The sequence below is a fragment of the Flavobacterium sp. HJJ genome (genome assembly GCF_015351475.1).
GTDB classification, from domain to species: domain Bacteria; phylum Bacteroidota; class Bacteroidia; order Flavobacteriales; family Flavobacteriaceae; genus Flavobacterium; species Flavobacterium marginilacus.
This window is the reverse complement of sequence record NZ_JADKPR010000019.1, coordinates 23,132-43,588: the sequence shown is the minus strand read 5'-3', so window position 1 is coordinate 43,588 and position 20,457 is coordinate 23,132. Positions and strand designations below refer to the sequence as shown.

At 35.5% G+C, this 20,457-nt stretch carries 19 protein-coding genes; 8 read left to right on the top strand and 11 right to left on the bottom strand.

Annotation, left to right across the window (positions count from 1 at the left end; translation table 11 throughout):
- Positions 1-30: 30 nt before the first annotated feature.
- The gene (locus IRZ80_RS14930) at positions 31-411 is read left to right on the top strand and encodes a DUF4234 domain-containing protein (RefSeq protein ID WP_194642377.1); all 381 of its coding nucleotides are present in this window, start codon (positions 31-33) and stop codon (positions 409-411) included.
- Positions 412-418: 7 nt separating this feature from the next.
- Positions 419-856 carry a DUF2752 domain-containing protein gene (locus IRZ80_RS14925; RefSeq protein WP_194642376.1) on the top strand — a complete coding sequence of 146 codons (438 nt, stop codon included), beginning with the start codon at positions 419-421 and terminating at the stop codon, positions 854-856.
- A 38-nt stretch (positions 857-894) separates the two neighbouring features.
- On the opposite strand, the gene IRZ80_RS14920 is transcribed toward IRZ80_RS14925, so the two are convergent.
- Positions 895-2,712 (bottom strand): GNAT family N-acyltransferase, encoded by a 1,818-nt coding sequence (locus IRZ80_RS14920; protein ID WP_194642375.1) that lies wholly within the window; start codon positions 2,710-2,712, stop codon positions 895-897.
- A gap of 191 nt (positions 2,713-2,903) precedes the next feature.
- Here IRZ80_RS14920 and IRZ80_RS14915 point away from each other — a divergent pair, with 191 nt between their 5' ends.
- Together IRZ80_RS14915 and IRZ80_RS14910 are read left to right on the top strand one after the other, a co-directional pair.
- Complete coding sequence (locus IRZ80_RS14915) at positions 2,904-3,665, top strand: exodeoxyribonuclease III (protein WP_194642374.1); 762 nt, start codon at positions 2,904-2,906, stop codon at positions 3,663-3,665.
- A 124-nt stretch (positions 3,666-3,789) separates the two neighbouring features.
- Positions 3,790-4,728, top strand: coding sequence for a flagellar motor protein MotB (locus tag IRZ80_RS14910; RefSeq protein WP_194642373.1), 939 nt, complete (start codon positions 3,790-3,792; stop codon positions 4,726-4,728).
- 75 nt (positions 4,729-4,803) lie between these two features.
- Here IRZ80_RS14910 and IRZ80_RS21265 read toward each other — a convergent pair whose 3' ends face one another.
- A complete protein-coding gene (locus IRZ80_RS21265; protein WP_194642439.1) occupies positions 4,804-5,070 on the bottom strand; it encodes a type II toxin-antitoxin system RelE/ParE family toxin in 267 nt (88 codons plus the stop codon).
- Between the two features lie 47 nt (positions 5,071-5,117).
- Positions 5,118-5,354, bottom strand: a complete 237-nt coding sequence (locus tag IRZ80_RS14900; RefSeq protein ID WP_194642372.1) for an addiction module component CHP02574 family protein — start codon at positions 5,352-5,354, stop codon at positions 5,118-5,120.
- A gap of 235 nt (positions 5,355-5,589) precedes the next feature.
- On the opposite strand from IRZ80_RS14900, the gene IRZ80_RS14895 reads away from it, so the two are divergent.
- Entirely contained in the window at positions 5,590-6,627 is a 1,038-nt protein-coding gene (locus IRZ80_RS14895) for an aldo/keto reductase (protein WP_194642371.1), read from the top strand.
- Between the two features lie 58 nt (positions 6,628-6,685).
- Here IRZ80_RS14895 and IRZ80_RS14890 read toward each other — a convergent pair whose 3' ends face one another.
- The 3 genes from IRZ80_RS14890 to IRZ80_RS14880 form a co-directional block, all read right to left on the bottom strand.
- Positions 6,686-8,338, bottom strand: a complete 1,653-nt coding sequence (locus IRZ80_RS14890; protein ID WP_194642370.1) for a DUF4139 domain-containing protein — start codon at positions 8,336-8,338, stop codon at positions 6,686-6,688.
- 196 nt (positions 8,339-8,534) lie between these two features.
- A complete protein-coding gene (locus IRZ80_RS14885; RefSeq protein ID WP_194642369.1) occupies positions 8,535-9,695 on the bottom strand; it encodes a vWA domain-containing protein in 1,161 nt (386 codons plus the stop codon).
- A 156-nt stretch (positions 9,696-9,851) separates the two neighbouring features.
- Positions 9,852-10,814 carry an SIMPL domain-containing protein gene (locus IRZ80_RS14880; protein WP_194642368.1) on the bottom strand — a complete coding sequence of 321 codons (963 nt, stop codon included), beginning with the start codon at positions 10,812-10,814 and terminating at the stop codon, positions 9,852-9,854.
- Positions 10,815-10,961: 147 nt separating this feature from the next.
- Here IRZ80_RS14880 and IRZ80_RS14875 point away from each other — a divergent pair, with 147 nt between their 5' ends.
- Positions 10,962-12,803, top strand: coding sequence for a histidine kinase (locus IRZ80_RS14875; protein WP_317174772.1), 1,842 nt, complete (start codon positions 10,962-10,964; stop codon positions 12,801-12,803).
- Positions 12,800-13,546, top strand: coding sequence for a LytR/AlgR family response regulator transcription factor (locus tag IRZ80_RS14870; RefSeq protein ID WP_194642367.1), 747 nt, complete (start codon positions 12,800-12,802; stop codon positions 13,544-13,546). The genes IRZ80_RS14875 and IRZ80_RS14870 overlap by 4 nt, the downstream gene beginning before the upstream one ends.
- 67 nt (positions 13,547-13,613) lie before the next feature.
- Here the strand turns inward: IRZ80_RS14870 and IRZ80_RS14865 are convergent, their stop codons facing one another.
- The 5 genes from IRZ80_RS14865 to panC form a co-directional block, all read right to left on the bottom strand.
- Positions 13,614-15,575, bottom strand: a complete 1,962-nt coding sequence (locus IRZ80_RS14865) for a transglycosylase domain-containing protein (RefSeq protein ID WP_194642366.1) — start codon at positions 15,573-15,575, stop codon at positions 13,614-13,616.
- A gap of 39 nt (positions 15,576-15,614) precedes the next feature.
- Positions 15,615-16,976, bottom strand: a complete 1,362-nt coding sequence (radA, locus tag IRZ80_RS14860) for a DNA repair protein RadA (RefSeq protein WP_194642365.1) — start codon at positions 16,974-16,976, stop codon at positions 15,615-15,617.
- 2 nt (positions 16,977-16,978) lie between these two features.
- Positions 16,979-18,235, bottom strand: a complete 1,257-nt coding sequence (locus IRZ80_RS14855; RefSeq protein WP_194642364.1) for an alpha/beta hydrolase — start codon at positions 18,233-18,235, stop codon at positions 16,979-16,981.
- A gap of 85 nt (positions 18,236-18,320) precedes the next feature.
- Entirely contained in the window at positions 18,321-18,671 is a 351-nt protein-coding gene (gene panD / locus IRZ80_RS14850) for an aspartate 1-decarboxylase (protein ID WP_194642363.1), read from the bottom strand.
- A gap of 6 nt (positions 18,672-18,677) precedes the next feature.
- Positions 18,678-19,526 carry a pantoate--beta-alanine ligase gene (gene panC / locus IRZ80_RS14845; protein WP_194642362.1) on the bottom strand — a complete coding sequence of 283 codons (849 nt, stop codon included), beginning with the start codon at positions 19,524-19,526 and terminating at the stop codon, positions 18,678-18,680.
- A 107-nt stretch (positions 19,527-19,633) separates the two neighbouring features.
- On the opposite strand from panC, the gene IRZ80_RS14840 reads away from it, so the two are divergent.
- The gene (locus IRZ80_RS14840; RefSeq protein ID WP_194642361.1) at positions 19,634-20,440 is read left to right on the top strand and encodes a glycogen/starch synthase; all 807 of its coding nucleotides are present in this window, start codon (positions 19,634-19,636) and stop codon (positions 20,438-20,440) included.
- Positions 20,441-20,457: the final 17 nt, after the last annotated feature.

Below are 20,457 nucleotides of genomic sequence, written 5' to 3'. Positions count from 1 at the left end.
TCGAATATCTATCATTCATTAATTATAATTATGGAAAATAAATCTGAAGAAACTTGGAACACTCCTAAGAGTTCGATTCCAACATTTAAAGTTGACCCAATTGTAGTGTTGATCTTGAGTCTGTTAACATGCGGGCTGTATTTAATCTATTGGAACCTGAAAGCATCCGAAGTATTAAATGCAGTTGCAGAAAGAGAAATTATTTCGAACCCTATTGCTATTTTTGCTGGCTGCTGTTATCCTATAAACTGCTATTTCTTTTATTTGGCAGGTAAAGAAGGATTGCCGGCTATTCAAAGAAGACTCGGATATCAAGTCAAAGATGATTCATTGCTTTATTTGATTTTAGGTTTGTTTTTTCCAATGGTAGCAGCAATGATTCTGCAAAACGAAATCAATAAGCTGTATTAATATAGAAATGAAACGACAACGAAAAATACTCGGAATTATAGGAGCTGTGATAACTCTTGTAATTCCGTTTTTTTTGATGCTCCACAATCAGAATAATCATCTTGAAACAGATCAGTCGTTATGTCCCTTTAAGATGCTTACCGGTTTTCCCTGCCCAGGCTGCGGGATAACTAAATCATTGGTTTATTTCTATGAAGGAGATCTGCATAAAAGCTTGTATTATCATATTCTGGGGCCTTTTGTGGTTCTTTTCTGCGTAATGACGATATTTGTTTTAGCAGCAGAATTAGTTACAAAAAAAGAATATTTCAATGGGATTTTGTACAATAAAAAACTAGCCTATTTTCTGGCTTGTTTTCTTATCTGCTATCAGATAGTGAGAATTACCCATTTTGTTGAAAATAATACTTTTGATTCTATTTTAAAAGAATCCATTTGGAAATAAAAAAAGCCCGAAACAGGGCTTTTTTTTATATTCAGAATTTATTCTTCTTCTTCCGGTTCGTCTTTATCATTCAGTTTTCGCTCCAATTCAGCCTGAAATTCTTCCATAACTGGTTTCATAGTGCTTTCTGGTATATCTGCGATTCGAATGTACATTAATCCGTCGATTGCATTGTTGAATAATGGGTCAACATTAAAGGCAATTACTCTTGCATTCTGCTTGATGTATTTTTTAATCAAAACAGGCAGACGCAGATTCCCAGGTTCTAATTCGTCAATAATTTTGTCGAATTTATTCAAATCTGCTTCGGCTTCATCTAGTATAAAGTCTTTGTCAGCGTCTTTAAGTTTTACTTTATATGCTTTTTTCGGATGTACATATTGTGCAATATATGGATCGTAATAATTAGATTTCATGAATTCAATCATTAACGATTTTGAAAAGTCAGAAAACTGATTACTGATACTCACACCGCCAATCAAATATTTATGCTCTGGATACCTTAGAGTAGTGTGAATAATCCCCTTCCAAAGCAGGAACAAAGGCATAGGTCTTTGCTGATATTCTTTCACGATAAAAGCACGTCCCATTTCTATTGAACTCAGCATCATATCGTTTAATTCTGGTTCAAATCGAAACAGATCATTTAAGTAAAAACCTTCAATGCCATATTTTGGATAAATTTCAGAACCTAATCCCATACGGTAGGCACCGGCGATTTTTTTGGTTTCATCATCCCACAAAAACATGTGATTATAATATTGATCGTATTTGTCAATATCAATAGACTCGTTAGTTCCTTCTCCAACCTCTCTGAAAGTGATTTCCCGCAAACGGCCTATTTCATGTAAAATATGAGGAATCGATTTGGCATCTGTAAAAAACACTTCGTAGTTTTTGCTCTGCAGTAAACGGCAGTCTTTCTTGCGCAGATTTTTTACTTCGGCTTCAATTTTATTCTGATCGCTGGCAGTAACTATTTCTTTGGGACTTTTGGGTATTTTAAGTGATGGCGTCTGTAAAAGTTTGGATTCTTTTTCAAACGGATTGGCCAGCATATAGGTTTTCTTTCTCAGGAATTCCGTATAATCTTCAATGGATTCGTATTCGTTCTGTTCCGCAACTGAAATTGGTTTTCCTACGCGGACTTTGATGATCCGGTCTTTTTGAGTAAGGAGCTCAGATGGAAGTTTAGCAGTTCTAAGCGTGTCGTTTATTTTCGATAAAAAATAAAATAATCGGCTGTTTTTAGCATGAAAATAAATTGGAACTACAGGAACCTGTGCTTTTCGGATTACTTTTATGGCACCTTCTTCCCAAGCTTTATCAACTACCAGTTTTCCATCTTTATACGTAGAAACTTCACCAGCAGGGAACATTCCCAAAGGTTTTCCGTCTCTTAAATGACGAAGTGTCTCCTTAATTCCAACCACGCTGGATTTGGCATCTTTGTGATTTTCAAAAGGATTGACCGGCATGATGTAAGGCTTCATCGGATCAATACGGTGAAGTAAAAAATTGGCAATGATTTTGAAATTAGGCTCTTTTTCAAGCATTAATTTCAATAGCAGAATACCATCAATTCCACCAAGCGGGTGATTGGATATGGTAATGTAGGCACCGTCTTTCGGTAAGCGTTTAAAATCTTCTTCCGGAATTTCAAATTTAATCTGAAACTCGTCCAAAATAGCATTCAAGAATGGAACCTCTTTCAGATGTTTGTTGCGGTCATATATTTTGTTTAATGTCGAAATCTTTAAAACTTTCATCAGCAGCCAACCCGAAAAAGTACCGAAAACCCCGTACTTATCCGTATTTATTGCCTTTGCAACTTCTTTCGCGGTAACTAAACCCATTTATTTTTCTTTTTTGAGCAAGAAGCAAAGATAGCAAAATACTCCATTTTTTATGGTTTTTTTTGAATCAATCTTTTTACTTTTTACTACTTTTGGAATCCATAGAAAAAATAATCTTCCGAATTTGGGATAAAAAATTGGTTTTTAAGAGCCTTTTTGATAGCCATTATTTCGGACAAAAAAGTACATTAATGAAAATAATCTCATACAACGTCAACGGAATCCGAGCTGCAATTACTAAAGGTTTCATCGAATGGCTTCAGCATGCTAATCCTGACGTAATTTGTTTACAGGAAATCAAAGCAACCGAAGAGCAGATTCCTGTTTTGGAAATTACCGCTGCTGGTTATCCGTATCAATATTATTATCCAGCCACTAAAAAAGGCTATAGCGGTGTTGCTATTCTTTCCAAAATAAAACCTAATAACGTAGTTTATGGTACTGGAATTCAGCACATGGATTTTGAGGGGCGTAATCTTCGTGCCGATTTTGACGATTGTTCAATTATGAGTCTGTACCTGCCATCGGGAACTAATATCGATCGTTTGAACCATAAGTTTATGTACATGGATGATTTTCAAAATTATATTGACATTCTCAAAACAACCATACCTAATCTGATTATTTGCGGTGATTACAATATCTGCCATGAGGCGATTGACATTCACGACCCGATTCGTAATAAAAATGTTTCTGGTTTTTTACCCGAAGAAAGAGCTTGGCTCGATAAATTCATGAAATCCGGATTTGTGGATAGTTTTCGTTATTTCAACAGTGAGCCGCACCAATACTCGTGGTGGAGTTACCGAGCCGGAGCACGTGGGAATAATAAAGGCTGGCGCATCGATTATAATTTGGTCAGTGATTCATTAAAACACAAACTCAAAAGAGCCGTTATACTGCCTGATGCTATGCATTCTGACCATTGCCCTGTTTTGGTCGAAATTGAATAACATAATAGCAATGATAATGTTAATTTAAAATAAAAATATTGCAATGGATAGCCAGGCTAGGGCATTCTGTATTACAAGAACTTTTGACCTCAAATACTACAATAAATAATAAAATTTAAGAAAAATGATAAAAAGAATTTCCATTGGACTTTTAATTCTCGCACTGAGTACTTCTTGTGTTTCTAAGAAAATTTACAATGATCTTGAAAACCAATTTGCGAATCTAAAAAAAGAAAACCGAGCTATTTCTGATGAAAACGCTGCTCTTTTGGTTTCCAAAAAACAGCTGGAATCTGACAAAACTGCTTTGCAGGGTAAACTTGACGATGTCAATGCTAACCTAGCCAAAGTCCAGGCTGATTTAGAAGCAGCGAAAAATAAAATGAAAGTGATGCAGGATTCGTATGCTGCTTTAGAAAAAAACAGCAATGAATCATTGGAAGCTAATATGAAAAAGAACCGTGATTTATTGGCACAATTGGATGCTAAAGCAAAAGCGCTGGCAGATGAACAGGAAAAACTGAATGAAAGCAGCCAGCGGTTAAAAGAACTGGAAGATTTAATTGCGGCCAAAGAAGCCAGCATGAAAAAACTAAAAGAAACACTTTCAAAAGCGCTTAATGGTTTTGAAGGCAAAGGTTTGACGGTGGAACAAAAAAACGGAAAAGTATATGTTTCTATGGAAAACAAACTGCTTTTCAGTTCAGGCAGCTGGGCTGTTGGTGTCGAAGGTAAAAAAGCAGTTGTTGAGGTAGGGAAAGTTTTGGGTGATAATCCGGATATTTCGGTATTGATAGAAGGACATACTGATAATGATCCTTACGAAGGTTCTGGACCTATTGCAGACAACTGGGATCTTTCGACCAAAAGAGCAACGGCAATTGTTGCTATTTTGGGCGAAAACAAAAAAGTAAACAAACAGAATCTTACTGCTGCAGGGCGTAGTGAATATTCACCATTAGTTAGCAATAGTACTGCTGAAGGTAAATCTAAAAACCGCAGAATCGAAATTATCCTGACTCCTAAATTGGACGAAATTTCTAAAATGCTGAATGAGTTTTAGAAAGTCGCTAAGTTACTAATTTTAAAAAGGTTCACGTTTGCACGTGAACCTTTTTTATTGGAATGAATATGGTTTTTAAAGTCTCTCATTTAGTTTTCTTTTGTCTTGTTTATTGTGAAGAATTGCAACGATTGTGATTTGTTTTAAATCTTCTTCAATGTAAAAATGAATTCCATATGGAAATATTTTTGGATGAGCTATACGAATGTTTTTAAATATTGGGGAATAGATAAAAGGATTTTTTTGAATCTTTAAAATGATTTCTTTTATTGCTTTGGCAAACCGTTCTTCTAAATCAGTATCTGGGTTTTGCTCGTAATACCATAATTTAGCATTGTCAATATCTCTTTCTACTTATTCAAAATAGTTTAGCTCAAAATCAAAGACAATCATTTTTTGACTTTTTTATCGAGCGTATCAAAAAGACCTTTAATTGGTTTTACTCTTTCTGGATTTTTATAAATTGCTTCAATTCTTGAAGACAAAATTTCTTTTTGCCAATCAGGTATATCTTCTGTGATTTCCTCAATATCGGGATATTGTTTTTTAATTAAATCCCATTCTTGAGCAGGAATATACACACCCGAATTATTTCCGTCACTATCATGTAAAACTTGTAGTTTCATAATTAGTTTGCTGATTAAATGGTTATTCAACAGATACTGCTAATTACAAAAATATAAAAAAAATAGGTAAGGATTGGTAATTTGACTTGGATTCAGAGAAACATTCAGTTTTTTATTTCTCCGGATCTAGTTTGATGTAATTCAAAAATGCTAGACGATAAATTAATTTTTATCTTTGCTTCCATAAAAAAAACTTAGCTTCTTAGCATCTCAGAAACTTAGCCACTTAAAAAAAATGAAATATACCACTTTACCAGATACTGATATTAAAGTTAGTAAAATATGCCTTGGAACGATGACTTTCGGACAGCAGAACACGGAATCCGAAGGGCATGCTCAAATGGATTATGCACTCGACAAAGGAGTCAATTTTTTTGATACCGCCGAGATGTATTCTATTCCAAGCAGAGAAGAAACCTACGGAAGCACTGAAAAAATCATTGGAACTTGGCTGAAGAAAACAGGAAAAAGGGAAGAAATTGTTCTGGCTTCCAAAATTGCTGGGCCGAATCCTCTTTTTGGCTATATGCGCGAAAAACTTGATTTTTCTCCAGTAAGTATTCAATATGCTTTGGATAAAAGTCTGCAGCGGCTTCAAACCGATTATCTGGATATTTATCAACTGCATTGGCCGGAGCGCAAAACTAATTGTTTTGGACAGCGAGGGCTTAAAATTCAGGACGATGCATGGGAAGATAATATTCATGAGGTTTTGGAAACCTTAGACGGTCTGATTAAAGCTGGAAAAATAAAGCACATTGGAGTTTCTAATGAAAATCCTTGGGGAATGATGCGTTTTCTAGAGGAAAGTAAATATAACAATCTGCCAAGAATTAAAACGATTCAAAATCCATATTCTTTGCTGAACCGCCTTTTTGAAAACGCTTCTGCCGAAGTTTGTCTTCGTGAAAATGTGGGGTTATTGGCGTATTCGCCATTGGCTTTTGGCGTTTTGTCGGGTAAATTTTTGACAGGCGAAAGCCATCCAAATGCAAGATTGATCCTGTTTCCGCAATATGCAAGATACAGCAGTGCTCAATCTACTGAAGCAGCTAAATTATACCAAAAAATTGCCCATAAACACGGATTTACATTAACGCAATTGGCTCAGGCTTTTGTATTGCACCAGCCTTTTGTGACCAGTTCAATTATTGGTGCTACAACAATGGAACAGCTCAAAGAAAATATTGATACTATTGATGTAGTTTTATCAAAAGAAATTTTAGAGGAGATTAATGCTGTTCAGGCTGTTATTCCTGATCCCGCGCCTTAAATCTGAATATAAAAAATAAAAGCCTGTCAGTTTTTTTGAATCTGACAGGCTTTACAGTTTATAAATTCTCTATAACCTGATCTTTTGGATACCGCACTTTGTAACTAATCCTGATTTTCTTGGTTTCATTTGGCTTCATCTGCAGTTGCCATGTTAGGATTCCTGTTTCCGGATTTACTTTAGCACGATCGCTTTGCAGTAATTCAATTTCAATGTCTTTATTGGAACTCAACGGATATTGATCTTTTAGCAGCATTTCGATTGTTTCTTTTTTATTGTTTCTAATGGTAATATCAAAGGTAAAAGTCTGTTCTTTTTTAGAAGATAAAAACTTGGTGCCCGATTGATCCACGACTTTTTCGCGTTTGATAGTCACTTTTTTATCACGCCCCATGCTTAAACTCAAAGTGTCGCTCGTTTGGTTTGGTTCGATAAACGTTTTACCCACATACATGCCTTCAAAGATAATATTGGCTTCTCCTCTCAGCAGATTGTATTTGCTGTAATCGGCAATCTGAGCCAGTAAAAAAGCATCTTTTTCTGCTTTTGGTACTGCATAAAACTTATAGGATGCTGGAAGTTTAATTTCTTTCAATGAAACGCTGTGTACTTTTCCATTTGATAAAATATCATAAGGAATATCAATATCAAATGAAATATTCAATTGGTTTTCAGATACAGTCGTATAGTTTGAAACCGATGATTCAGCCATCGTTATCGGTTGTGCATTCATTTCTTCCTTGGCAATCTGAACTCCAGCAACTGTTCCCTGCAATTGATTTTGGATTCCTTTTCTCTTAGAGCCATAACCAACAACAACTACTTCTTGTAATCTGTCATTTGCTCTATAGTTTAAGAACCATGAACTTAATAAAGGCGCTTGATTGTTCTGATTTGGAACGCCACTGGACAGAGTCAGTTTTACTTTTTTCCAATCGATTCCAGTGTTTTGAATAACCTGCGCTTTGTACATCATATTGATTGGTGCCGTTACACTTTCGGTGCGTAAATCATAGAATGGTGTCCACGAAGCATTATTTGACAAATAGGTAATGTCCAAAGGAACTGTTCCAGCCAGATTATTCATCACCTGAACTATCAGTTTTCCAGAAGAAGTTTTTTCTTCTTTGCTTGTATCTACTTCGAGTTTGTTGTTCAGCTTTTGAAGAGTCTCATTGAGTTTTTGCTCTTTTTCGGCTAAGGCGTTTATTGTATTGGCAATTTCAGTCTGTTTGGATTTGTAATAATCGACCATTTTCATTAGTTCTAATACATTCAAACCCGAATTCACTCCCGAAACCTGCTGATTTCTGTCTAATAATGCCAATGTTTTGGTTTCCGAATTTTTGGCATTACCCACTTTTAAAAGTTCTTTTTGTACCAAAACGATACTGTCTTTTACTTTTTTTAATGCTGGAGATTTTAAATCCACTTCATATTCCGAAACGTAGTCGTTTGTAAATTGAACCGAAAGTACTGTTACGCTTACAGGTGCGCCTATCTGTACCGAGTTTTCATTTAAATCGACGGCTACATTTTTGATGACAATCTCACTTGTACCTAATGGCAGATTTATATTAGCTGTTTGAGAGATTTCTGCAGCGTTAAAATACACGGTTGCAGCTTTTACTTTGGCAGTCGTGAAAATTGGTTTTTGAGCAAAACTAAATGCCGAAAACAATAACGCAAAGAGGAAATAAATTTTTTTCATGAGGTAGTAAGTTAAGATTATATCTCTATAGATGACAAAAAGCTGAAAAAGGTTGGGTGTCTGCTTAAATTTTTTATAATTTTTTTTGCCACGGATTAAACACATTCACACAGATTTTATAAGCATCATTAAAAAATCCGTGTGAAACAATGTCTAATTTTATCGTTTTGAGTCTATTACGAATACTTTGTAAGGTTTATTTTTCTACTGTATAACCTTTCGCTTTTGCCAAAGCCACAATAGAGGTGTTAATTGCCTTGCCTAAATCATCTTGTGATTTTGTTTTTTTTGTTTCGGTGTCGATGTATTGCTGGCGTTTTTTGCCCAATTCACCAATTTCTTTTTGGATAGCTTCTCTCTCCTTGGTTTTTTGGGCAACGATTTTTTCTACTTCTGCTTCCGATTTATTTTGAAGTTCGGCGGGTAATTCTTCTTTTTTGATTTTTGTAATGGCTTTTGGGTCTTGTTTTACTTTGTCAACTAAGTCCCAGCTTTCGTTTTTATACACCGTTTTGGATTTACTTATAGCACGCTCCGCATAATTGGCAGATGAAACGCCTTGTGCATTTTTGTCTTGTGCTTCCTGATTCATTTTTTTGGAAATACCTTTAGAGCCATACCCAATATAGGTGTTATTTATCCTTACATTACAATTTGATATTTGATCGTCATAAGGCGTTGATACATATTGAATAGATTGATTAGAGTCAATATTGAAGTATTTTCCCTTTCCATAATCGGCTCCGTCTTTCCAAAAGGTGTTGATGCCTTCTAAACTGCTTCCGCAAAAGATAGTATTCACGTAAATATCGTTTTTCATCGCATCACTGATTGCTTCCTTGTAGTTTATTCCGCCTTGGTTGAAGGCTTCGTTTCCTGCAATATAAATGAGTTTCATATTGTCGTTTGCTTTTTCCCATTGCAGTTTTTTTGTAGCGTCTTGAATTACCGCACCACAGTATTCATTGCCTCCGTTGGTTCTTAGTGCAAATAATTTTTCGGAAATCAAGTCTAGATCGGTGGTGAGTGGCGTTACTTGTCGGATGTAGTTGGATTGCTGTGTCAATCCGTCGTTGCCGTATTCGTACAAAGCAATTTCGATATCGGGAGTTTTTCCTGAATATTTAAGAGTGGTCAAAGTGTTTACGATATTCCAAAGTCTGGATTTGGCTTGGTCGATCAATCCGTCCATACTGTTGGAAGTGTCCAATAAAAGAGCAACCTGTATTTTGTTGTTTTCGGATGGTTTTGGCTTTTCGGGATTAGTTTTTTCTAAGGGTTTTGCATTCGAATTGTTACAGCTTGCAAAAGAAAGTGTGGTGGCCAAAAGTGCGGAGATAAATAGTGTCGATTTCATAATTTCTAGTTTTTAAGGGTTGATTACAGATCAAACTTAGAAACTAAAAACACGTCATTTTTGGACAAATGGTGAAACGGGCTTTTGACTTGGTGAAAGGGTTTAAATTAAGTCTGAAACCTGTAGCAGAAATCTACTACAGGTTTCAGACTTAATTTAAAGCTTTTGCTTTGCGGTATCCATAACAAGATTCTTTAAATCGCCATTTGGAGTAATCAGTATAAATTGTTTATCTGTTTTTGGAATCTGTTTTTTTTCTCTATTAATCAAAATCTTTATTTCATATTGTACTTGTATAACTGGTTCCAATACCACAGGGTTTATTATAAAATCAAATTCTTTATTAAATACAGGCTGATAATAAAGCGTAGTCGATTTATTGGACTGATTGACATTTGCTGTTTTTTTTAAGTTTAAATCAGAACTGTTATACGCTTCATAGGATTTGTACATTTCTACAGGTAAGTTTAGAATAAAATCATCGGTTATTCTTTTCTCTGCATTTGTAAATGTCTCACCAAGAATTACCTCATAATTCTTGGTTTTTTCTTGTATTAAAAGCTTTGCCTTGTTCATCATTTCTTTTTTGATTGATTCTAAGGTGCTTGAAAAATAATCAACTCGTACCAGATCGTATATTTCATGATTGGATAAAATTGATATAAAATCGTTCAGCTGATTGGGATCAGAGTATTTTATGTGAATATTTTTCTTCAATTCAAACCCAATTGGAACTTCATTGTAGGTTTTACGGCTGAAAACCTTTTTCTCAACTTCATATTCATAAACAGGAACAAATGAGATCATATCTACAAAGGTTTCAACATCTTTTTTGAGTTTGATTTCTGTTAATGATTGCGAAATTCGCTGATTAATTAATTCATTGACCTCTTTGGCTGTTTTACCTGTTTGAGTTAAACTGAAAATAGCTGTGTATGAATCTGCCTTAACATTAGCAAGACCTTTTACATTTATCACAATACCATCTTGTGATGGAAAATTGATATTGATTGTATTTTGTTCAGAATACCGATTTTGGTAATTGGCATTTCCCGAAACCTGTCCAGAGCTGAATTGAGACAACAGAATGATTAAAAATGAAAAGAATGGTTTTTTCATATTGATAGATTTTAAGTTTACATGGTAAAAGTATCAATAGAGAAAATATATTTTTGAGAGAATGGGTCAACAAGCCGTTTGACTTGGTAAAAGCTATAGTTTTGGAATTAAAAATTAACTTACTTTACACTTTCTAAATATTTGTTTGTGAAACATAATTTATTAATTGTTTTTGCTCTGCTCTTTTTAGCGTTTTTATTTCCTCATGAAATAATTGCGCAGTCTGCTCCTATAGAAAAAATTGAAAAAAAAAATAGCTCCAGAATCAGTAAAGCCAAAATTAGTATAACTGCTGAGGAATTATCTAAATCTTTGGATGAAAATAATGAATCAAATATCGCTTCGAATTATGAAAAACTGGCCAATGAGTTTCTCGGAAAAGGGGATAATGCCAAGGCCGAGGAATACTTTAAAAAAGCGCTGGCGAGCTACACCAAACTAAAACTGACTGATGACAAAACCCGTGTTACCAGAAGCCTTGCCAAAGTGCAGGAATCCCAAAAAGATTATAAATCCGCCATCAGTAATTATGAAGTTGCGGGGGCAATGGCCGAAGATAAAAGTGCTGAAAAAGTCAATACGAACGATGCTAACCGACTGCGTTCGATAGCAAGTCCTGTGGCTCAGGAAAGTTATGTGAATTCGAACATTGAATTGCTTAAGAAGGAGAAAAAAAGCGAAGAGGTTTCGGATGCGTATGTGAAAAAGGCCGAAAATTCGCTTCAGCAAAAAAATAAGGATGTTGCGATAGAAAGTTACAATCAGGCACTCGCTTACGCAAAAGGGAAGCCGGCGACGATCATCAAAATCAATAATGAAATTGCAAAAGTATACGCTTCGGACAATCAGTTTGACAAGGCGATCGGGATTAGCGAAAAGCTTTTGGCAGATGCCAAAACCAAACAGGATTTCACTACTCAAATCAAGCAATTGCAGTCGCTTTCGGGTCTATATTTTCAAAAAGAAGAACCAAACAAGGCTATTGAAGCCTTAAAGGAAGCATTTGCTTTGGCACTGCAAAAAGGCAATTCGGCCGAAGCAAAAACAAGTCTGACGGCATTAACGCAGTATTATAACAAAAAGGGAAACAATAAGGAGAGTTTGGTTTTGTACGATCAATTTGTTAAGAATTTCGACCAGTTAATTCATTCGGACACGACTTTGATTGATGCCAAAACGTTTCAGGTGAGTGAAGATAAAATCCGCCAGCTTGAAAAAGAAAAGTCGCTGAAAGATGAATTGATTTCAAGGAAAAACACGTTCAATTATTTTCTTTTGGGTTCTATTGGATTGCTTTTACTGTTGTTTTTATGGATTGTGAAAGCGCTTTATTCGATTAAAATCAAGAACAAGGAAATCGCCCTGCAGTCGCTGCGCAGAGAAATGAATCCGCATTTTATTTTTAACAGCCTTAACAGCGTCAATCAGTTCATTGCCCAAAATAGGGAGTTGGAGGCCAATAAATACCTGACTTCGTATTCGAATCTGATGCGGAATGCAATGGAGAATTCCAATAAGGATTTCATTACGCTCGATAACGAATTGGAGCAATTACGAAAATATCTAGAATTGGAACATCTGCGTTTTCAGGATAAATTTGATTTTAAAATTAGTGTTGATCCGGAACTGGATGCCGAAAGAACGATGGTTCCGAATATGATAATGCAGCCGCATTTGGAAAATGCTATTTGGCATGGTTTGCGCTATTTGGATATGAAAGGACTGCTGTTGCTAAAAGTGGAATTAATCAGCGGAAAAGTGGTGATTCAGATTGAGGATAATGGCATTGGTCTGACCAAAAGCCAAGAGCTGAAAACGGCGAATCAAAAAGTACACGAATCGCGAGGAATGAGCAATACCAAAGAGCGCATCAGTCTGCTGAATGAACTGTACAAACAGCATATTTCTTTCCGGATTTTTGAAAAAACGTTACCGGAAAGAGGAACGATTGTCGAAATTAGCTGTCCATTAATTGATGAAATAGGATGAATTTTCAGAAGATAAAAAGCGTTATTGTCGAAGATGAATTGACGGCGCGTGAAGTGCTTAAGAATTATTTGGGTAAATATTGTCCGCAGGTGGAGGTTATTGGCGAAGCCCAAAATATTAAAGAGGCCGTTCCGCTCTTGCACGAATTACAGCCACAATTGGTTTTTCTGGATGTCGAAATGCCTTTCGGAAATGCTTTTGATGTTCTCGAAGCCTGCAAAGACCTGCATTTTGAAACCATTTTTGTGACCGCTTTTTCGGAGTATTCGCTGAAAGCCCTGAATCAAAGCGCGGCCTATTATCTGCTGAAACCCATCAGCATTGAAGAACTGATTGTTGCGGTAAACAAAGTCCATCATCAAATTCTGAATCAGGAAATTTTTAATAGAAATAAGATTATTATTGAAAATTTTAAGGAATCCAAACCCGAAAAGCAACAAGTGATTCTGCCGACACTGGAAGGTTTTGAAGTTGTAAAAATGGAGGAAATCATTCGGCTTCGCGGTAACGGCAATTTCACCGATTTGTATCTTCATAATGGAAGTAAAAAGATGGCGTGCCGTTTTTTAAAACATTTCTCCGAAATTCTGCCTTTGCCTTTTATCCGTGTCCACAAATCCCATATCATCAATTTGAATTGTGTGAAATCGTACAATAAAGGAGGGATTATTACGCTGAACGATTCCACCGAAATTGAAGTTTCCCCGACTTATAAAGAGGATTTTTTAAGGAATTTTAAATAAAAGTCTAACCACAAAGGACACAAAGAAAACGCTAAGAGCACAAAGCTTTGTGTCCTTGTTGTTATGCCTAAAAATCAAATTCCTCTTTCACATCCGTCGAGTCGATTACGGTTGTGTCTTTTACTTTGATATTTAATAACGAATGAGCCCGACCTGTAAGCGTAACAGGGGCAGACAAACCAACAGTATCTTCAGGAACTAATAAACCACGGCGGAACATCAGATTTCTCAGGAATGCCTGATGTTTGGTTGCATAGGCTTTCTGCAAACCTTCCTGGTCAAACTGCCACATGAATTTCTTTGGTTTTGGGATGATCGTTGCCAGATATAAACATTCGCGGACATTCAAATCGGCAGGTCTTTTTTGGAAATAAAATTCAGCTGCTTCGCCAATTCCATATACGTTTGGTCCCCATTCGATAATATTGAAATAGACTTCAAGCATACGTTGTTTGCTCGTGATTCGATTGCCTTCAATTATATAAACCAACAGAATTTCTTCTAGTTTTCGTGATAAAGTTTTTTCTCTTGTAAGGAAAACGTTTTTAACCAATTGCATGCTTATGGTGCTCGCTCCACGCGAAAACTTTTTGGTGCGGATATTTTTAAGAATCGATTGTTTAAAAGCTTCGTTTATAAAGCCGTGATGTGACATAAACGAAGGATCTTCGGAAGTTAAAACGCATTTTTGCAGATATGGTGAAATCTGGTCCAAAGGCGTGTAATAGGGATTGCTTGCACCCACAAAAACCGGACGCTGCAGTACACCTTTATCGACGGCACGGTAGGTGAATTCACCATTTAATTTGGCTAAATCTATATTGCCGTATTTGGTAATTTTAACATTACGTTTGTTGACATTGCTCTTGAAAACAATAGTATTCGGTTTGTTTTTGTTGAACATGAAATCCAGATTATAATCAAAATCACCTGTGGCTTCCATTCCCTGAAAATGGGTAAACAATCCATCAGGCAGGGAAGTGATAAAATCCTGTGTTTTGATTTTTGGAGTTCGGATTTGCAGTCTGTAAACGGTATCTTCTTCGGTGTTATACGAAAGATACGGATGTATTTTTATTTTGTTGAATTGAACGGTCGAACTGCTGTCGATCGAAATAAAATCGCTGCCTAACAAGAAGCGGAAATCAAAGCGTGCATTTTTAATATTAACATCTTTATTGGCAATTCTTTTATGGTTTACTTTCAGATTGGTAATCGAACTGAAACCATCAAAATGCAGTTCACCGCCACTCATGTCAATGTTTTGAACATTAAATCTAATTGAATCAAAACTGGCTTTTAAATTATATCGTTCGTCAAAATAAGGGACTTTGATGGCACCGGTGTCAATGTTAAAAAAATGGAGATCTCCTTTTTTATTTCTTGGATCTGCTATTCCGTTGATTCTCCATCGCTGTGCAAAGGTGTTGGTTTTAACCTCGATCGACGATTCCAGTTTAGTCTGATGTAAAGTCAGATTTTTAAAATTGACAGTTGCTTTTTTGCCGTTGTCATCGAGTTTGAAAACAAGATTTTCCATTGTCATATCTGTCGGAACTAGATTGAGGACTTTGGAGATAATGCGATAGGCAAATTCGGCATAATCTCTTTTTTTGTTCGTTTTTTGTTCGTTTTTGTCTTTTTTGAGGAATGCTCCAAAGTTTTTGACATTTCCTTTTTTGGTTAACTGGACATAACCGTTTTTTATTTCAAGAGTCCCAAGCTGCACATCGCCAATGAGCAAACGCCATAAATTTACACTTGTTTTTATTTTTTGGATTTTGAAAATTGTGTCCAGATTTTTTGGAGCCAAAGTAATTTCGTCCAGTTCTATTCCTGAAATACCATCGAAAGATGCTTTTTTTATAGCAAATTCGCTGTTGTATTCTAATTTCATTGTGGATGATACCTTATCCACTGCCTGATCCAAAAGTTCGTCCCTGAAAACCAGAAAACCAATTAGGAGCAGAGTAATAACTATCCCAATTATTTTGGAGGCAAGCAGTAACTTTTGTTTGTTAGTTTTCATGTTGTAGGAAAGAAAAGAAATGTTTTTTAAAATGATGTTTTATCCAAAAAGCATACTCACCACATCTTCGATTTTGGCCGCCAGCTGAATTTTGATTCCAGTATTTTTTAAAGCTATTTTATTGTACTTGGATACAAAAATAGTAGAAAATCCTAATTTTTCAGCTTCCTGAATACGCTGGTCTACTCGGTTTACAGGACGGATTTCGCCAGAAAGACCAACTTCGCCTGCAAAGCAGTAATCTTTGTTGACCGGAATGTCTTCATTAGATGATAAAATTGCTGCAACAACGGCCAAATCGATGGCAGGGTCGTCAACAGAAATTCCTCCGGTTACATTCAGGAAAACATCTTTTGCGCCAAGTCTAAAACCGGCTCTTTTTTCCAAAACGGCTAAAATCATATTCAGTCTTTTGGCGTTATAACCTGTGGTGCTTCTTTGTGGAGTTCCATATACTGCGGTACTTACCAGCGATTGAATTTCGATCATCAGCGGACGCATACCTTCTAGTGTGGTAGCAATGGCCGTTCCTGATAGTTCTTCGTCTTTGTGCGAAATCAATATTTCGGAAGGATTGGATACCTCCCGAAGTCCGCTTCCAAGCATTTCGTAGATACCAATCTCTGCAGTTGATCCAAAACGGTTTTTTAGCGAACGTAAAATGCGGTAAACATGATTTCTGTCACCTTCAAATTGAAGTACAGTATCAACCATATGTTCCAATATTTTTGGTCCGGCAATCGTTCCGTCTTTGGTGATATGACCAATTAATATTACGGGAATATTGGTTTCTTTGGCAAATTTAATCAGCTCGGCGGTTGTTTCCCGTATTTGAGAAATACTTCCGGCGGTCGATTCGATATAATCGGTATGCAAAGTCTGAATCGAATCAATTATGACAATTTCGGGCTGAATGGCTTCAATCTGCTTAAAGATATTCTGTGTTTTGGTTTCGGTAAGAATAAAACAGCTGTCCCCATTTGGAGTGATGCGTTCTGCACGCATCTTAATCTGCTTTTGGCTTTCCTCACCCGAAACGTATAAGGTTTTGTATGGTAATTTTAAAGAAATCTGCAGCAACAAAGTACTCTTTCCAATACCAGGTTCTCCTCCTAAAAGTATTAGAGAGCCAGGAACAATTCCGCCTCCCAGAACTCTGTTCAGCTCATTGTCAGTAGTATTGAGTCTGATTTCTTCTGTACTGTCAATTTCATTGATTCTTAATGGTTTTGGGGCTTTGCTAGTTGTGGACGGCTCGCTTTTCCAAGCCACTTTTTCCTGCTTTTGAATAATTTCCTCGGCAATAGTGTTCCATTCTCTGCAGGAATTACACTGCCCCTGCCATTTGGAATATTGGGCACCGCAATTCTGGCAAAAAAAAGTTGTTTTTACTTTGGACATTATTATTGCTTTTTTTCTTCTGTTACTGGTGCGTCAGCTGTAGGAGTTTCTTCAATTACTTCTTGTTTTGCTTCAGTATCCTGACCAACTTTTCCTTTTATTTTTGGTTTTTTTGCAAAGGTTTTTTTCAGCTCTTCAGCTTTTGCAAACATCATATCTTTGGTTAGATCAGCAATTTCTTCTTTGTTGAATCCTGACATATAATAACGTACAGCCCTTGGATTATCTTGTTTTTTTTCGAACATGATTGCTAATTCGTAATCTCCAAGCATGCTTTTTGGGTAATTTTTATCTGCAAGAATTGCCAAGGCATCCAGCTCATTGTAATCTTTGTTTTCTAGGATAGCTGCTTCTATGGCTTTGAAATCGGAGATTCTGATTGGATTTTTTATTCCAAAAGAATTTTCAATTATATCGTATTTTTTTTTCAGATATTCTACATAACCTTCTTTTAAAGTGACTATTTTAGTCTTGTATTCCAGTACAGATATTGGCTCTGCCACTGAGAAAATTTGATATAAAGCAGAAGGAATCGAATGCAGCACAAGTGAATAATGGGAGGCTTCCTTAAAATCTTCGAATTTATAATTTAAATCAGGGTTTTTAATTGTTTTTAGATTTGTGTCAAGATTTAGGATTCTTTCTCTCATTTTTTTCTCATCTCCATCGGCTGTGGATAAATAATAGAAAAGAGGTGTTTTGGAATTTGCAAGTAAATCTGGCATCGTTTGCTCCATATTTACTGGAAATTCCGGGCTTAATGAAATATAAGCATCAAATAGTGGTCTGTCTTTGTATAAAAAGAAATTTAAAAAAGAGGCGGTCGTGTCATGCCCGGCTATAATCTTGAAATTTGTTACTCTGTATTCCTTTTGAATCATAGGAATAAGTTCTAGTGAAATAAAATCAAAGAAATCTACACTTTTTCCGTCGGGCATTCCTGTTACAGGATCAACTCCGCAATCTGTGTTTCTTTGGTCATTTTTGTTTTGAGCTATACCAACAATTATTACTTCTGGTAAATCATCCCAATAAGAACCGTAAATTAACGCACCAGTGAAAGGATTTAATAAATAATCGCCATCTAATAAAACTAATAAGGGGTATTGTTTGGTTTTGTTTTTTTCATAAGAAGCGGGCAATGACACAAAAAGATCCCTTTTTTCTTTGAGTTTTTCTGAGTTAAAACTGATTGTTTTTATTTGTGCCAAACAGGAAAATGAAAAAAAGGCTAGGAATGCTAATAATAGATGTTTCATATGTTGGGGATTGGTTATCTATAAGAAATAGTGTCGCAATATAAACAATTATTAGTATACCGTGAAAGACGAAACTGACAAACTGTTATGTTAAAGAGTTGTCATTTTCATTAGGGAAAACAATCCATGGCTTAAATGTTTTTGCCTCTTCAAAATCTAAAGTTGCGTAAGAAATAATGATAATAATGTCATCTTTTTGAACTTTTCGTGCAGCAGGACCGTTTAATGTGATTATCCCAGAATTTTTTTCTCCAACTATCGCATAGGTATCAAAACGTTCTCCGTTATTAATGTTTACTATCGATACCTTTTCTCCTTCTATTATGTTGGATGCTTCTAATAATGCTTCATCTATAGTTATACTTCCGATGTAATTTAAGTCGGCTCCTGTAACTTTTACTCGGTGAATTTTTGATTTAACAACTTGAATATGCATGGTATTTTAATTTAAAGAAATAGTGTCTATTAAGCGGACATTGTTGATAAACACAGCAATAAACGCTCTGTATTTTTTGTTTTTATTTTTTCGGATGCAGGTAGAAAGAGTATCTTCATCTGCAATTTCAAAGTATTCTAAAGTGAATTCTCTATGTTTGTCGAACTCATTTTTAACCCATTGTGCTGTTTTTTGAGCACTGGTATTTGTAAATTTATTTTTGGCTTCTTTTAGTGTTTTGTAAATGACGGCTGCATCATTTCTTTGCTGCAAAGTTAAGCGTTCATTTCGAGAACTCATAGCTAAGTTGTTGGTTTCTCTTAAAATGGGGCAAACAATAATTGTTACGGGTAAATGGTTTTTCTCTACCATTTTTTTGACAATCTGTACCTGCTGAAAGTCTTTTTCCCCAAAATAGGCTCTTGCGGGCTGTACAATTTCGAAAAGAAGTTTTACAATAGTTCCAACCCCGTCAAAATGACCTGGTCTGAATTTTCCTTCCATTTTGTTTTCCAAACCGTCAAAATCAAAAGATTGTGATAACGTTTTTCCTTCGTATATGTCATCGACTGTTGGAGCAAAAACAATAATATCTGGATTTATTTGAGAAATTTTGATAATATCTTCGTCTAAAGTACGAGGGTATTTTTCTAAATCTTCAGGATTGTTAAATTGTGTTGGATTTACAAAAATACTTACAACCGTTATATCATTTTCCTGAACAGACTGCTTCATTAACGACTGATGTCCTTTATGCAGAGCACCCATTGTTGGAACAAATCCAATTGAAGAATCTGTAGTCTTTACTGAACGTAAATAATCCATTAAAGCTGTTTTTCCATCGAAAATCTGCATGGCTGTTTTGTTTAAATTAGATGCAAACTTAATATTTTAGTCCATAACTGCATAAATTTTTGTAATTTTGCATGGTTTTTATTGCCAATAATTAATCAATTTATATTATGAAAGATAAGAGGATATTATACGTATCATCTGAAGTTGTGCCTTATCTCGCTGAAAATGAGGTTTCATTAATGTCTTACGACGTACCAAAAATGATTAATGATCAAGGAGGGCAAATTAGAATTTTTATGCCAAGGTATGGAAATATTAACGAGAGAAGACACCAATTACATGAAGTGATCAGGCTTTCCGGGATGAATTTGGTGGTGAATGATTTGGACATGCCTCTTATTATAAAAGTAGCTTCAATACCAAAAGAGAGAATTCAGGTTTATTTTATTGATAACGAAGAGTATTTTAAGAGAAAAGCAACATTTGCAGATGAAGAAGGGGTAATGTATCCTGATAATGATGAGCGTGCAATTTTTTTTGCTAAAGGTGTTGTTGAAACTGTCAAAAAATTAAATTGGGTTCCAGATATTATACATGTTCATGGCTGGATGGCGGCTATGCTTCCAGTTTATATGAAGCATTTTTATAAAAATGAAGCTCTTTTTTCTGATACTAAAATAGTTACTTCTGTATATAGTCAGTCTTTTGATGGAATATTAGATGCTGAAATGATTAATAAAGTTCGTTTTGACGGTATTCCTGATGAAGCTATAGCCGAATTAGAAGTTCCTAACTATGAAAATATTATGAAAACTACTGTTCGTAATTCAGATGCTGTTATCATTGCTTCAGACGGACTCTCTCCAAGTTTAACAAAATTTATAGAATCTTCAAGTAAACCTTTTTTACCTTTGAAATTTAAGGATGAATTTTCAGTAGCTTATACTGAGTTTTATCAAGATATGTTGTTATAAATCAATCTTTTACGAAT